The sequence below is a fragment of the Serratia sp. CY31944 genome (genome assembly GCF_052169175.1).
Classification (GTDB): domain Bacteria; phylum Pseudomonadota; class Gammaproteobacteria; order Enterobacterales; family Enterobacteriaceae; genus Serratia; species Serratia sarumanii.
This window is the reverse complement of sequence record NZ_JBJNLG010000016.1, coordinates 58,014-72,024: the sequence shown is the minus strand read 5'-3', so window position 1 is coordinate 72,024 and position 14,011 is coordinate 58,014. Positions and strand designations below refer to the sequence as shown.

General features: G+C 52.6%; 17 protein-coding genes and 1 tRNA gene. 10 read left to right on the top strand and 8 right to left on the bottom strand.

The window, feature by feature from the left end:
- The first annotated feature begins 37 nt into the window (after positions 1-37).
- A complete protein-coding gene (helD, locus tag ACJ8IN_RS16970) occupies positions 38-2,092 on the top strand; it encodes a DNA helicase IV (protein ID WP_060424908.1) in 2,055 nt (684 codons plus the stop codon).
- Positions 2,093-2,124: 32 nt separating this feature from the next.
- On the opposite strand, the gene ACJ8IN_RS16965 is transcribed toward helD, so the two are convergent.
- Both ACJ8IN_RS16965 and ACJ8IN_RS16960 read right to left on the bottom strand, forming a co-directional pair.
- A complete protein-coding gene (locus ACJ8IN_RS16965; protein WP_015377363.1) occupies positions 2,125-2,583 on the bottom strand; it encodes a methylglyoxal synthase in 459 nt (152 codons plus the stop codon).
- Between the two features lie 123 nt (positions 2,584-2,706).
- Positions 2,707-3,372, bottom strand: coding sequence for a DUF2057 family protein (locus ACJ8IN_RS16960; RefSeq protein WP_033637898.1), 666 nt, complete (start codon positions 3,370-3,372; stop codon positions 2,707-2,709).
- A gap of 255 nt (positions 3,373-3,627) precedes the next feature.
- On the opposite strand from ACJ8IN_RS16960, the gene ACJ8IN_RS16955 reads away from it, so the two are divergent.
- Complete coding sequence (locus tag ACJ8IN_RS16955) at positions 3,628-4,041, top strand: CoA-binding protein (protein WP_060429023.1); 414 nt, start codon at positions 3,628-3,630, stop codon at positions 4,039-4,041.
- A gap of 57 nt (positions 4,042-4,098) precedes the next feature.
- Here ACJ8IN_RS16955 and hspQ read toward each other — a convergent pair whose 3' ends face one another.
- Complete coding sequence (gene hspQ / locus ACJ8IN_RS16950; protein WP_033637900.1) at positions 4,099-4,416, bottom strand: heat shock protein HspQ; 318 nt, start codon at positions 4,414-4,416, stop codon at positions 4,099-4,101.
- A 60-nt stretch (positions 4,417-4,476) separates the two neighbouring features.
- Positions 4,477-5,661: a 23S rRNA (cytosine(1962)-C(5))-methyltransferase RlmI gene (rlmI, locus tag ACJ8IN_RS16945; RefSeq protein ID WP_060420513.1), complete on the bottom strand. Its 1,185-nt coding sequence runs from the start codon at positions 5,659-5,661 to the stop codon at positions 4,477-4,479.
- 374 nt (positions 5,662-6,035) lie between these two features.
- Here rlmI and ACJ8IN_RS16940 point away from each other — a divergent pair, with 374 nt between their 5' ends.
- The 3 genes from ACJ8IN_RS16940 (at position 6,036) to yccX (ending at position 8,205) form a co-directional block, all read left to right on the top strand.
- Positions 6,036-6,434: a hypothetical protein gene (locus ACJ8IN_RS16940; protein WP_146224402.1), complete on the top strand. Its 399-nt coding sequence runs from the start codon at positions 6,036-6,038 to the stop codon at positions 6,432-6,434.
- A gap of 372 nt (positions 6,435-6,806) precedes the next feature.
- The gene (locus ACJ8IN_RS16935) at positions 6,807-7,769 is read left to right on the top strand and encodes an acyltransferase family protein (protein ID WP_442519510.1); all 963 of its coding nucleotides are present in this window, start codon (positions 6,807-6,809) and stop codon (positions 7,767-7,769) included.
- Between the two features lie 157 nt (positions 7,770-7,926).
- Positions 7,927-8,205: an acylphosphatase gene (gene yccX, locus ACJ8IN_RS16930; RefSeq protein ID WP_033646563.1), complete on the top strand. Its 279-nt coding sequence runs from the start codon at positions 7,927-7,929 to the stop codon at positions 8,203-8,205.
- A 34-nt stretch (positions 8,206-8,239) separates the two neighbouring features.
- Here yccX and tusE read toward each other — a convergent pair whose 3' ends face one another.
- The gene (tusE, locus tag ACJ8IN_RS16925) at positions 8,240-8,569 is read right to left on the bottom strand and encodes a sulfurtransferase TusE (RefSeq protein WP_004928095.1); all 330 of its coding nucleotides are present in this window, start codon (positions 8,567-8,569) and stop codon (positions 8,240-8,242) included.
- A 111-nt stretch (positions 8,570-8,680) separates the two neighbouring features.
- A complete protein-coding gene (gene yccA / locus ACJ8IN_RS16920; protein ID WP_060424906.1) occupies positions 8,681-9,340 on the bottom strand; it encodes an FtsH protease modulator YccA in 660 nt (219 codons plus the stop codon).
- Positions 9,341-9,570: 230 nt separating this feature from the next.
- On the opposite strand from yccA, the gene ACJ8IN_RS16915 reads away from it, so the two are divergent.
- Positions 9,571-9,658 (top strand) — tRNA-Ser (locus ACJ8IN_RS16915).
- 227 nt (positions 9,659-9,885) lie between these two features.
- Positions 9,886-10,101, top strand: coding sequence for a hypothetical protein (locus tag ACJ8IN_RS16910; RefSeq protein WP_016928277.1), 216 nt, complete (start codon positions 9,886-9,888; stop codon positions 10,099-10,101).
- A gap of 93 nt (positions 10,102-10,194) precedes the next feature.
- Here the strand turns inward: ACJ8IN_RS16910 and ACJ8IN_RS16905 are convergent, their stop codons facing one another.
- Both ACJ8IN_RS16905 and ACJ8IN_RS16900 read right to left on the bottom strand, forming a co-directional pair.
- Positions 10,195-10,677, bottom strand: a complete 483-nt coding sequence (locus ACJ8IN_RS16905; protein ID WP_033654214.1) for a hypothetical protein — start codon at positions 10,675-10,677, stop codon at positions 10,195-10,197.
- Positions 10,678-11,475 (bottom strand): winged helix-turn-helix domain-containing protein, encoded by a 798-nt coding sequence (locus tag ACJ8IN_RS16900; protein WP_051917629.1) that lies wholly within the window; start codon positions 11,473-11,475, stop codon positions 10,678-10,680.
- 403 nt (positions 11,476-11,878) lie between these two features.
- Between ACJ8IN_RS16900 and ACJ8IN_RS16895 the strand changes: the two genes are divergently transcribed.
- The 3 genes from ACJ8IN_RS16895 to ACJ8IN_RS16885 all read left to right on the top strand — a co-directional run bounded on the left by ACJ8IN_RS16895 (position 11,879) and on the right by ACJ8IN_RS16885 (position 14,001).
- The gene (locus ACJ8IN_RS16895; protein WP_060424903.1) at positions 11,879-12,490 is read left to right on the top strand and encodes a response regulator transcription factor; all 612 of its coding nucleotides are present in this window, start codon (positions 11,879-11,881) and stop codon (positions 12,488-12,490) included.
- A 181-nt stretch (positions 12,491-12,671) separates the two neighbouring features.
- Positions 12,672-13,256, top strand: coding sequence for a fimbrial protein (locus ACJ8IN_RS16890; RefSeq protein WP_033637910.1), 585 nt, complete (start codon positions 12,672-12,674; stop codon positions 13,254-13,256).
- Positions 13,257-13,305: 49 nt separating this feature from the next.
- Positions 13,306-14,001: a fimbrial biogenesis chaperone gene (locus ACJ8IN_RS16885; RefSeq protein ID WP_033637911.1), complete on the top strand. Its 696-nt coding sequence runs from the start codon at positions 13,306-13,308 to the stop codon at positions 13,999-14,001.
- Positions 14,002-14,011: the final 10 nt, after the last annotated feature.

Sequence of the window (14,011 nt, the reverse complement as noted above, 5' to 3'; positions counted from 1 at the left end):
CCGTTATTTAATCTCAACATAGTCATGGCGCGACGATATGGAACTTAAAGCGACATCGCTGGGGAAACACCTGGCTCAGCACCCTTATAACCGCGTGCGGTTGCTGCACGCCGGCGTTGAGGTGAGCGGGGAAAAACATGAATACCTGATCCCCTTCAATCAACTGATTCAGGTCAGGTGCAAGCGCGGCATCGTCTGGGGCGAGCTGGAATTTGAATTGCCGGACGAAAAAGTGGTGCGACTGCACGGCACCGAGTGGCAGGAAACGCAGCGTTTTTATCACTATCTGCAGCAGGCGTGGCAGCAGTGGAGCGCCGAAATGAGTGAGGTCAGTGCCGGCGTGTTGCAACAGCAGGTGGCACAGATTCAGCGCATTGAGCAGCAAGATAAATGGTTCAAAAAGTCTGAGCTGGGCAAGCTGCAGCAGCAAATCCGTGAAGCCTTCTCCGCGCTGCCAATGCCGGTGGCGCGCCTGGAGGAATTCGATAACTGCCGGGCTGATTACCATCTGTGTCTGCAATGGCTGCAGCAGGGGCAACGCAGTGTCGACCAACGCAACCGGCAGTGGACCGATCGCATGCTGGAGCAACATCACGACTTCTTCCAGACCGTCGAGAGTTCACCGCTCAATGACTCTCAGAGCCGTGCGGTGGTTAACGGCGAGGATTCCGTCCTGGTATTGGCGGGGGCCGGCAGCGGCAAGACGTCGGTGCTGGTGGCGCGCGCCGGCTGGCTGCTGCGCCGTCAGGAGGCGGAGCCGGGCCAAATCTTGCTGTTGGCGTTCGGCCGTCAGGCTGCGAGTGAGATGAATGATCGCATCAAAGAACGTTTGGGCGATGTCGGTATTCAGGCCAAAACATTCCATGCATTGGCGCTGCAGATCATTCAACAAGGCAGCCGCAAAGCCCCGGCCATCAGCCGGTTGGAAACCGATGCCAGCGCGCGCAAAGCGTTGCTGATTGCCCATTGGCGCGAGCAATGTGCAGAGAAAAAAACCCAGGCGAAGGGGTGGCGTCAATGGTTGACCGAGGAGCTGGAATGGGACGTGCCGGAAGGCGACTTCTGGCAGGATAAACGCCTGGCGGACCGGCTGGCGGGCCGGTTGGAACGCTGGCTGGGGCTGATGCGCATGCACGGCGGCAGCCAGGCGGAAATGATTGAGCAGGCGGATGAAGAAATCCGCGATCTGTTTTCGAAACGCATTCGGCTGATGGCGCCACTGTTGAAAGCCTGGAAAAGCGCCTTGAAAGAGGAAGGAGCGGTGGACTTCTCCGGCCTTATTCATCAGGCGGTTAACATTCTCGACAAGGGGCGCTTCGTCAGCCCGTGGAAACATATTCTGGTCGATGAGTTTCAGGATATCTCGCCGCAGCGTGCGCTGTTGCTGGCGGCGCTGCGTCGGCAGAACAAGCAGACCTGCCTGTTTGCGGTGGGGGATGACTGGCAGGCGATTTATCGCTTCAGCGGCGCAGAGTTGACGTTAACCACGGCTTTTGCCACCCACTTCGGCGAAGGGGCGCAGTGCGCGCTGGACACCACTTATCGCTTCAACGAACGTATCGGCGAGGTGGCCAACCGGTTCGTGCAGCAGAACCCGCACCAGCTGAAAAAACCGCTCAACAGCCTGAGCAAGGGCAATAAAAAATCGGTGGCGATCCTGCCGCACGAGCAGCTGGAGCCCTTGCTGGATAAATTGAGCGGCTACGCCAAGCCGGATGAGCGCATCCTGGTGCTGGCGCGCTACCATCATCTGAAACCGGAAGCGCTGGCGAAGGCGGCCACCCGCTGGCCCAAGCTGGATCTGGAATTTATGACCATCCACGCCAGCAAGGGGCAGCAGGCGGAATACGTCATCATCGCCGGTTTGCATGATGGGCGTGACGGCTTCCCCGCCGTGGCGCGCGAGTCGGTGTTGGAAGAGGTGCTGCTGCCGCAGCCGGAGGATTTCCCGGATGCCGAAGAGCGCCGTCTGCTGTATGTCGCGTTGACGCGCGCTAAACATCAGGTGTGGCTGTTGCAGGATCGTGAACGTCCTTCGGTGTTCGTTGAACACCTGCAAGATCTTGGCGTACCGGTGCAGAAAAAACCGTAAGCCTGGGCCTGGCGGCTGCCAGGCCGCGAGGACTATTTCAGGCGGTCTTGCAGGTAGCGCTGATAGTCGGGGATGGCGATCTCCACCTCGCTTTTGAACAGCGGAGAGTCGATCAGAAAGTCGGCGGTCGAGCGGTTGGTGGCCACCGGAATATTCCATACGGTCGCCAGCCGCAGCAGCGCCTTCACGTCCGGATCGTGCGGCACCGCGTTCAGCGGATCCCAGAAGAAGATCAGCATGTCTATCTTGCCTTCCGCAATCAGTGCGCCAACCTGCTGATCGCCGCCCATCGGGCCACTCAGCATGCTGGTGACGGGAATGCCGCTGGCGCGCTGGATCAGATTACCGGTAGTGCCGGTGGCGTACAGCTGGTGCTGCGCCAGAATGGTCTTGTGGCTTTCTACCCACTCCAGCAGGGCCTGTTTGCGGTGATCGTGCGCCACCAGCGCAATGTGTTTGCGCGCGGCGATAGTGCGGGTGGTCAATTCCATCTCGGTGTCCTTCGCTAATCGGGGAATGTGCGACAGATTACTGAAACTGTTTTTCACTGCCTAGCGTTTGCGCTTGAAAATGCGAAGAAAAGACGCCTTTACGGGGAAAGGCGCCGGGAGGGATCAGCGAATCGGTTGTTTATTGGCCCAGCGCAGAAAACGCTTCTGTGTTTCCTTGTCGGCCTGTTGAAACCAGTATTGCAGCATTTGTTCCGACACGTTTTCACCTTTCAACGTCACCGTCGGGGCGTTTATCGGCGCGCCGGCCAACGCGAGGGCTGAGGCATTGCCCGCGTTCGCCTGAACAAAGCTCGGAACGGAGGCCGGGCGGTTCTGGCGGTTGTAATCGGTCATCACCTTTTCCAAATCGGTATTGAAGGTGACGCTGTCGGGATGCAGCACATCATGCCGGAACGGCAGGGCGTTGCCGTCTTTATCGACCACCAGATAATTCAACGTTCTGTCAAAGCGTTGCGCATCACGATCGTTCTCGATGCGTGGCAGTTCGATCGCCACCTGGCTGATCTTTTGCGTATTGAAGGTGGCAACCAGCGGCAAGGAAGCATAGGCCTGCGTATGCTGGCCGGAACGTACGGTTTTGGTCACTTTAAACAGCAACTGGTGCTGCCCGCCATCCAGTTCAAGGCTGTCGGCGCCTTTTAACAACGAACCTGTCATTTTCTTGCCGTCGACCACCAGCAGGTCGATGTCCGGGGAGAGTTTCAGGGTCGTAGCCGCGGCAGGCATGCTGATGCTGAGCAACGCCGCAACCACCAGACCAAATTTCATCATTATCTCCTTATAAAGTGGCGTAACGCTAAGTGTTGAACACGGCATAGGTTGTGTCAAAATTTTTCAATCTGGTATTTTGTTTACATTTTTACATATTTTATCGCGATTAGACATGACCATGCGCAGCTGAACCGCGACAGCCTATGACCATAAGATTGCGGTGAAGTTTCCCTTGCGTTGCGTTTAACCGAACGAATGCCGATCGGTTACACTCGAAATGGAAAGTGACGCAGTGATAAACGGGAGTTGAAGATGCAAGATCAAGAGATTGTTGAGCTGTTGCAACAGGTGAAAACTATCGCGCTGGTCGGTGCCAGCGATAACCCATCGCGGCCCAGCTATGGGGTGATGGCGTATCTGTTGGCGCAAGGGTATCAGGTGATCCCGGTCAGCCCAAAACTGGCGGGGCAGACGCTGCTGGGGCAGCAGGTTTACCCTACGCTGGCCGCTATCCCGCAGCCGGTGGATATGGTTGACGTGTTTCGCAATTCAGAAGCGGCTTACGGCGTGGCGCAAGAGACGATAGCGATCGGCGCCAGGGCGCTCTGGCTGCAGATAGGGGTGATTAACGAGCAGGCGGCAGCGCTGGCGCAACAGGCCGGGTTGCGTGTGGTGATGGATCGCTGTCCGAAAATCGAAATCCCGCGCTTAGGGTTGGAGCGCTAAATAAAAAGGGCCAGGCGCGATGCCGGGCCCTCTCGGGTTTCTCAGGTCTTGGCGCGGTCAATTGCGCAAGCGTGGCGCCTGTAGCTGGTGACGGATGGATTCCGCCAGTTCATCCAGCGATGGTTGCTCGGGGTGTGCCTCCTGGGCTTCGCTATCCAGCTGCGCTTCCGCCAGATAGGTGTGTACCGGTTGGCCTTCCTCGTCTTCCATCACCACGTGGTACCAAGGGGCTGAACGCAGTTCATCGTTCGCCGCTATTTCGTCAGCTTTGGGTTGTTCCAAAGAGTATTCCGGGTCGATATCGATCACGACGCCCAAATACCCCAGCAGTTTATGCCTAACCTGTTGTCCGATACCGAATTTGCTGGCAATCATGATGACCTCCTGAGAAACAATGCCTTGCTCATATATGGGGGCAGGGCAGCGCATTTCAAGTTACATCACCCGACAAGCGAATCCTTTCAGATACAGCCCCTCAGGGTATGTGGCGATCACCGGGTGATCGGCAGCCTGTCGGAACTGCTCTATAAATTGTACATCACGTCCGGCATCTACAGCGGCGTCGGCCAAAATTTTCTGGAACAGGTCGGTCGGCATCAGGCCGGAGCAGGAGAAGCTGAGCAGAATGCCGCCCGGATTCAGCAGCTGCAGCGCCAGCATGTTGATGTCTTTGTAGCCGCGGCAGGCGCTGGCCAACTGATTCTTGTTCTCGACGAATTTCGGCGGATCCATGATGATCAGATCGAATTTTTCGCCTTGAGTGCGGTAGTTGCGCAGCAGCTGGAACACGTCATCGCGAACGAACTCCGCTTTGTTCAGATCCAGCTTATTGAGCTCGACGTTCTGTTTGGCGATATCCAGCGCCGCCTGCGAGGTATCCACGCTGATCACCTGCGCGCAACCGCCCATCAAAGCGGAAACGGCGAAGGCGCCGGTGTAGGAGAAGCAGTTCAGCACCCGACGGCCGGCGGAGTAATTGCGCGCCGCCAGGCGGCTGTCGCGCTGGTCGAGGTAGAAACCAGTTTTGTGCCCCTGCTGAATGTCCACCAGCAGCTTCATGCCGTGTTCGGTGATCGGCAGCAGTTCCGGCGGCAGATCGCCAAATACCGGGCCCTGTGCCAGCGGCAGGCCTTCTTTTTTACGTACCGCAACGTCGGAACGATCGTAGATCGAGCATTCCGGGTAGCAATGCTGCAGGGCGGAAAGCAGGGCCGGGCGCTGGTATTCGGCACCGGCGGACAGCAGCTGCAGCACCAGGAAATTCTGGAAGCGATCGATAGTGATGCCCGGCAGGCCGTCGGACTCGCCGGCGATCAGGCGGTATCCGTCCAGACCGTCGCGCTGTGCGACCCAATCGCGCCAGCTTTGCGCTTGCTGCAGGCGGCGAATGAAGAAATCGATGTTAATCTCTTCATCTTGCTGGAAGGTCCAGACGCGTGCGCGGATCTGCGACTCGGGCGAATAGGCGCCGCGTGCCAGCCACTTACCCTGGCTGTCGAGGATATCGATGGTTTCACCGGAGTGGGCTTTGCCCTCAACGCGTTGAACGGCGCCGGAGAACACCCAAGGGTGGCGACGGAGTAAGGACTTTTCACGTCCTTTGGCGAGATATAAGCGCATGGTTAAACTACTTTTTATTCAATGGGTTAATTGGCTGGATTAAGCGTTTGCCAAAATAAGTTCGTCATCATAGCTGAATCTGACAGCGTTCACTACCGCGTTGGCTCGGATTGTATCGCGTTATCTCTGCGGGCGTCGCACCGAAGAGAGAGAAAGTGCAGCCTTCAAACTGAAGAAATGGCAGCTTAAATGGGTGTATGATAGCGAAGCAGAGATGACGGTGCGTTGATTATCGTGTGAAGGTGCTTCGTTGCCTATAGCCATCAGTATTCGGCAGGAGGGGGTAGAGAAAGTAAGGCTGAAGAGTTATATTTTTATTCGCGTTAAAAAAGATTTTGGATGTTTTTACAATATAACGTAAAGGGAATGTACCGGTGAGATTTTTTTTATTTTTCATTTTTTTGATTTCGGCTAACATAGCATTCGCTAACGAGTGGGTTTTTATTGAAGATGAAAATGCTATAAGTGATGGGGTATTAAAGGTTTCTGTCCAGGGTGGACATTATAAGATTTCATTCCCTCCCTCTGCCAACCCTAATTCAGGTTCTGTGTCGATTAATGGTGAGCGATTTTACGGCAACCGCTCTTTTGGATTCGACGGTAATCAAGCGGACAGAATGATTGAAATGCTCTTAAAGGTAAAGAGTGCTCAGGTCGAATACGATGATCGTTTTAAAACGAAAGTCGTTCGCAAGTCGATTGATTTTTCAGATGTTACAACACCCATTGAAAACTTGAAAAATAAAAACCATTATCATCTCTCCCATAAGTGATGATAGGGCAGACGTCTGTAACTTGAAAGCGGAATAGCGCTGTCACGTGGCAGCTCGACGTCAGGTGCGAACAACGATGACAGGGTGACGGCACTTTCTTGTGAGTAAGCAATCTCATCGTTCAAGAACGTGGATTGAAAATCACCATTTTTTAATCGACTGATTGTTAGTGTTTTTTTTGCACGATTGTGAGTGATTGGCTACAGGTTTCCGTTTGTCTCACGAAGGGAAATCTATCTGCTGGTTGATGGAGTTGTAAGTGATTTGTAGGTTTTTTGTGAGTTTTAGGGTTTTTCTCATTGGCAAAAATCTTAACTTAATCTGTTATTGAGCACCTGATGTTTATTATGCAGATATTAGGATTTTTCTTAAATGTCTAAAGAAAGAAGCTTGTCGTTTGATTTTTTGAAAGGGTTGCTTATCTTGCTCGTCATCGTGGGACATTTATTGCCAGGCAGCGCTGATGTCGGTTTGCGTGGGGCAATATATTATTTCCATATGCCGCTTTTTCTAGGGGTGACGGGCTACTTTGTTCGGCGTTATTTTCTTGATGGCGGCGTGATTAGCGTGCTGAAAAAGTATCAGTGGCGCATGATAATTCCTTATATGTTGGCGTTCGTTGTTTACAGCGTTTATTCTCTTTACTCCTCAGAGGAGGTAGGTTTAAAGCAGTTCATCGGTCTATTTCTTTACCCCTACTATCATCTTTGGTATATCCCAGCAGTGATCATATTCGTGTTATATACTATGGTCATTTACAAGAGTAATTTCTTAATTGGTTTCTTTCTGTTCACTTCCGCTGTGTTATCTATTGTCTGGTACTGTTACGCCGACACGCTGGAAAACCAATATGCCTGGCTGAAATTCATTGGTGATAAGCGTTTCTATTATTACTACTCCTTCTTTTTATTAGGTTTCCTGGTCGGGGATAAGAATTTTCACGGTAACCCGCTGGCGTTGTTCGCTATCGCGTTGGTCGTAGGCATATTAGGGTACTATGAACCGAACGGGGCACTGCTGGATGCCGCCTCATGGTTTGCATTTAATGCTGCGCTGTTGCTGTTGATGGTGAGTTTGTGTAAACGCCTGAAGCTGAGAATTGAGGGCGTTGTGGTCAAAATGGGGCAGGTATCTCTACCTATTTATCTTTGGCATGTGTTACCCATTTTGCTTGTCGGAGCAATGGTCGATAAGGATACGTTAGGTTTTTATCTCAGCGTAACGGCCATTATTTTCGCTCTGGTCATCATATTTATCCGCTTGCGTGGCAAAAGCAGATTTATCGACTCTTTCTTTTACGGAGAAAGGGCCAACTGGCTACCCGCCGAAAAATAGCAAGTCTGTCCCGGCCGAGGGAGCTCGGCCGTCTACTTTTTACGTAAGCCTCTATTATAGAAATTGTTGTCCTCTGGCTCCTTGCCTCTTTATCTTTTGATTGAGTTTCTATACTCAATACATACTTATTCTTTAGACAAGATAACAGGGGGCGATTATGACACAAGTTTGCATTGCTGCGTATGTGTATGGCGTGGTGCAGGGGGTTGGGTTTCGCTATTCCACCCAGCGGCAGGCCGAGGCGTTGGGGGTGACAGGCTATGCGCGCAATCTCGATGACGGCAGTGTTCAGGTGGTGGCCTGCGGCACACAGGCGCAGGTGGACAAGCTGTTGGAGTGGTTGAAACAGGGCGGCCCGCGCAGCGCGCGCGTCGAACGTGTGCTGGTGGAGCCGCAGGGCCTGGCTGATTACAGCGGGTTTGGCATTCGTTATTAAACGCTCGCCTGCAGCGGCGCTGCGGGCAGAGCGGTCAAATGCATTTTACCGGTTTCGGCAATCCGGCGATTTTGGTGGCTTGTTTGGCCGGCCCTTTCGGGAACAGGCGATACAGATAGCGGCTGTTGCCTTTTTCTTCGCCGTATTTCTGCGCCATCGCTTTGACCAGCATGCGGATAGCCGGTGAGGTATTAAATTCCTGATAGAAGTCGCGCACGAAGCGCACCACTTCCCAGTGTGCTTCGGTGAGCACGATCTCTTCCTGCGCGGCCAGCAGCGGCGCCAGCCCTTCATGCCAGTCGGCGCTGTTTTTCAGATAACCCTGCGCGTCAGTGTCGATAACCTGACCTTCAAACTCCAACATACTGCCTCGATAACGGATAATTCGGAACGGCCGCCAGTTTAGCAAATTTTTTCAGCCGCAAAAAACAAAGCCCCGCCGGAGCGGGGCCTGGAAAGCTGGTGTAACGTGCGATCAGTTGCTGCGGGCGAAGCCCAGAATGCTCAACAGGCTGATGAACATGTTGTAGAGCGACACGTACAGGTTAACGGTGGCGCGAATGTAGTTGGTCTCGCCGCCGTGAATGATGTTGCTGGTTTCCCACAGGATCGCGCCGGCGGAGAACAGGATGAACAGCGCGCTGATGGCCAGGTGCAGGGCAGGGATCTGCAGGAACAGGTTGGCGATCACCGCCACCAGCAGTACCACAAAACCTGCCATCATCATGCCGGACAGGAATGACATGTCTTTACGGGTGGTCAGCACATACGCCGAGCAGCAGAAGAACACCGCTGCGGTGCCGCCCAGCGCCAGCATGATCAGATCGCCCGCGCCGGCGTTCAGGAACGAGCTGAGAATGGGGCCGAGGGCATACCCCATGAAACCGGTCAGCGCAAACGCCGCCAGAATGCCTGCCGGGCTGTTGGCCAGTTTATGGGTCAGGAACATCAGGCCGTAGAAACCAACCAGCATCAGCAGCAAGCCCGGCGCCGGCAGCCCCAGCATCGTGCTGGCGGTCGCGGTCAGCGCCGAGAAAGCCAGCGTCAGGGATAACAGGAAATAGGTGTTGCGCAGGACTTTATGCGTGCTGAGCAGCGAGTCGCGCGAAGAAGATGAGACGACAATGCGGTCCATAATGCTCTCTCTTATCAAGCCATCACAAAATAATCCCGATGATAGGCAGCGCAAGCGCTTGATTAAAGTTTGTTTACCAATCTTTACCCTTAGTTATCATTGTTGCAACAGCAGGGAGGAGCGGACGCGCGTTTGTTCGCCGTTTGCTGCGTCTTCGCCGATTTTTCGCGCGGTTGAACGCGCCCGGGCTTTACAAGCGAATGAGGTCTGTTTATAGTGCGCGTCGTTGCGGAGGGGTGGCCGAGTGGCTGAAGGCAACGGTCTTGAAAACCGTCGACGGGAAACCGTTCCAGAGTTCGAATCTCTGCTCCTCCGCCATACATTCTGACCCCGTGCTCACTGAGCACGGGGTTTTTGTTTTTGCGTGCGCAGAAACCGAGGCGCTTTTGCAGGAAACGCGATCGGCTATTGATAAGGGCCACGCATCGGTGAGATTATGCGGTCATCAAGGTTGGCTGCTCGGATGCCTGCTGCTGTCAGGCACCGCCGGGGTGATAAACAACGCTGCCTTATCGATTTCGCTTAATGCTCTTATGGAGACAGAGATGAACTGGTATCAAGTCGCCCTATGGACCATGATCTTTCTGAAGTCCGGCGCTTTCCTGGTATTCGTGTGGTGGTGGATGTTCAAACGCGCGACCAAACCTTATGTGCGCCCGCAAGACGTCGTGGTGGACGATACGCCGTATGATGAGAACCTCACCATGGAAGAGGTGATGAAAAACCATGGCATCGTCCGTACGGATATGTCGGTAAAATAGCCCTTCCTCCCCAATCGGTATCTGGGGCGTGTTTGCCATAAGCGCGCCCCGTTGCGATCCTTCGCTGTCTCTCTATGGCATTCTGTTCTCAGGTTAACGGCATAGCGTTACCGGGAAAAGCACGCCATGAACGATGTACGCATCCTGCCGAGCTTTACGCATCGAAAAAACGCCGTTCTTAATGCCGAGAGAGATCATGGGGATTTCCTGGGTCAGCTCATCCGGCGCGTTGTCGTCGGGCGTTTTACTGATTTCTCGGTGGGTGGTCATGTAAAACCCGTGATCTAACCTCTTTATATCAAAGTTTATTTTCCTATCCAGGCTGTAGGTTTTTCCTCTCACGGTGATGTCCCCACGCTGCACGATCATGGCATGATGTTCGTCATAGATGAATAAACTACCCGTCACTTTTAATTCCAGGTCATCGCCTGAAGCTAATCGTTTTTTAGTGATCGTATCGGCCTGGCAATTCATATGCACAGGCGCGGCGGGGGTTAAAATGCGAAACAGCACAATGAAGAGAATCACTGCCAAAAATCCGATAGTCAGCATTTTGGGATTGAGCAATGCGGCCATTTATTTTCCGTTGAGAATTTTGTAGGTAACACACTGGGTATATCGATCTTGTGAGCCGAGATAACACACACCGAGGAAGGTGTTATAAGTCAACGTGTGTTTTACGGAGGAAAAATAGATGTCCGCTTTACTGGCTATACAATCCACACCGCTCTCTTCTAGCGCCTGGTTGACCATGCGCTTTTCCAGTTCGTCATCAATATGCTTGTCTGCATCCAGAGAATACAAGGTGCAGCGGTCTTTTTTCCCTAACGAGATTAAATTTTCTCTGGGTTGATCAGGCGGTTCAACAGGATAGAACGCCGCGACGAACAACAGCGGAATAAATGCGCCGCAGATAGCGGCAATAGCGCGAATATTTACCTGTTTCTGCGGCGGCGTGTTATGTGATTCGGCAACCGACGGGAAAGACGAAAGCGGCACTGAGGCGGAAGAAGGGGGAGTTTCGTTAACGGTTGCCTGCGGTGATGGGTAAATATCAATCATGGCGGTAAAGCAAAAACCGACTTTCGCCAGGGTCTTTATCGGGGAGGTTTCTCTCCCCAGCAGTTTGAACGCTTTCCTTATTTCACTGACGGCCACATTGAGGCTGATCGATGAGCCTGAAAAACCATACTCTTCCCATACCTTTTTTATCAATACCTCACGTTTCAATGGGATATTCGGATGAGTCAGCATTTCAATTAACAGGCGCGAGGCCGGATTGGATATCCGTATCGATGACTCATCGTTATCAATGAGTTGGAGACGACACGCATTTGCGTCATAGATCACGCAGAGGTCGATAATATATTTCATGTATTCAGGTTTTTATAATGGTATGGGCTTCCAGGTCGCGGCTAGTATTTAGTGAAACTTCGGTCAGGTCAAGGTTCTGGGTGGGAAACATAAATAATTCAGGGTGTTTTTTATTTCTTCGACGAACAGAATGCATGGTGCATTGCTCTTTTTATTATGCTTGGCAGAGTTAAATTCTGAAAATATATAATTTATTAGATTATAATAATTAAAATTTACGTTAATAAAAATAATGTTCCTGTTGTTAATGATTTGATGCAGAATTATCTTAGTGTTTTACGGCGCCTGCTTATGTGCCGGGCGCTTATTGATGGCTCCCAAACGGCAATGCGATTTTTCCAAGAAAACGGCAGGTATTTAGTGCAAGGCATCGCCGTTTTCTTTAGCCATGGATGGAGGAAGTATGCTCAGTATCGGTATCGTATCTGAAAACATCTTTTTCAGAGAGGCGATGAAAAGGATATTGGCGCCAAGGATTTTTCATAAGGATCACGTTATTGCTTACTACGACGATCTGCCTTTGGCCATGGGGCGAAATTGCCACGATATTCTAATCGTCGATGATGCGATAAAAAGCCTGTTGCGTTTCAGCATGGCGGCAGCGTTATTGTCTGCTATTCATGGCGTGAAAATTTTTTTGACGACAGAAGAGAAGCGTCGTCTGTTATTTCGTTCTGTCACGCGTGATGTGGTGGTGCTCGATAAAAGAGTGCGAGTTCCCGACATGAATAAGGAATTGTCTTTGCTGCAGGCTAATATTGCGCAGCATTCTGCATTAAATGGAAACGTTGAGGGTGGGGCGGCCCGCAATACGAAAAGTTGCCTGACTGAAAGTGAAGTGGAAACGCTTCATTTGCTTTCTTTCGGCTATACGGTGACCCAGGTATCCCGAATGCTTGATAAAAGCGTAAAAACGGTCAGCACGCAGAAATGCAGTGCATTACGCAAAATGGGATTGAAGAATCGGGTGCACAATTTATTGGACATTTCATCCGGTTTCTCGGCGGTTATCTAGGAGTTCGTTATTTTGTCGCTTTTATTATCGGCTGATGAATAACGCTATGGCTTGATTTTATAAAAACAGGAATGTGTTCACCCTTTTGCCTCTGTATTACGGGGAGGGATTGTTTCATCCCGCCAGCAGCGGCTGCTTTTTATTTATTCTCTCAAACCAAACTGTTATGGAGTTTTATCTCATGATGAAGAAAATGCTTTCTGTTGCAATCATGGCGGCCGCGGTCGCTGCGCCGGTGGCTTTTGCTGAAGACAATTCCGCCGGTGGCGTGATTAACTTTACCGGCGCCATTACCGACACCACCTGTACGATTAACGGCGGCAAGAGCGCGGATTTCACCGTAGCACTGAGCCCGATCTCGGTGACCGATGCGGGTAACACCGTCGGGCCAATCACCAAGAACAAGAAGTCCTTCTCGTTGACCTTCTCCGGCTGTTCGCCGGCGGCCGGTACCGCGGGCACCCCGCTGAAAATCTACTTCTCCTCCGCGGATAACATCTCCACCGACGGCAAATATTTGCTGAACAACTCGGTCAACGAGAACGACGCTTCCGTCGCGAAGAACGTAGGCTTCTCTCTGGCGGAAACCGGTTCTTCCACCCCGATCCAACTGAACGTGCCTTATGTCACCGACATCATGGGCGACAAAGAGGCGCCGGATTCAGAAACCCTGACGCTGGACGCGTACTACTACAAAACCAACGCCGAAGCGGCAAAAGTGGGCGCTCTGAGCTCCAACGTGACTTACACCATTTCTTACCTGTAATCGCGCTGACAGCCAGGCCCTTGATAGGGCCTGGCCACCCGGGGGAACGATGAAAAAATACATGATGATAGCGGCGCTGTTGCTGGGTTCCGTTGGCGCGCAGGCCAATGTGGTGGTTAACGGCACGCGGGTGATCTACCCGGCAAACAACAAGGACGTGATTGTCCAATTGCTGAATAACGGTACCGACCCCTCGCTGGTTCAGGCCTGGATCGACGACGGCGATATCAATTCCACCCCGGAAACCGCCAATGTGCCGTTTTTGCTGTCGCCGCCGGTGGTGAAAGTGAACGGCAACAGCGGGCAGCAGCTGCGTATTCAGAAAGTTGGCGCCGCGTTGGCGGCGGATCGTGAATCGGTGTTCTACCTCAACGTGCTGGATATCCCGCCGACGCCGGAAAACCTGCAGGGCACCAATACGCTGCAGCTGGCGATCAAGTCGCGCATCAAACTGTTCTACCGCCCGCAGGCGTTAACCCGCGGCGTGGAAAATGCGTTGGAAGAACTGACACTGCAAGCCAATGGCAAAGGCTTCAACGTCATCAATAAAAGCCCGTATTTCATTACGGTAGCGAATATAGGCCAGGGTGCGGACAAGCATCTGCTGGTTGATTCGCTGATGGTCGCGCCGTTTTCCACCCAGTTTGCCGCCAGCAAACGAGCGGTCAGCAAAAACGCCCGTTATGACCTGATGTATATCGACGATCTGGGGGCTTACAAGTCTAAAGCCATCACCGCACACTAACCTGAAAGAA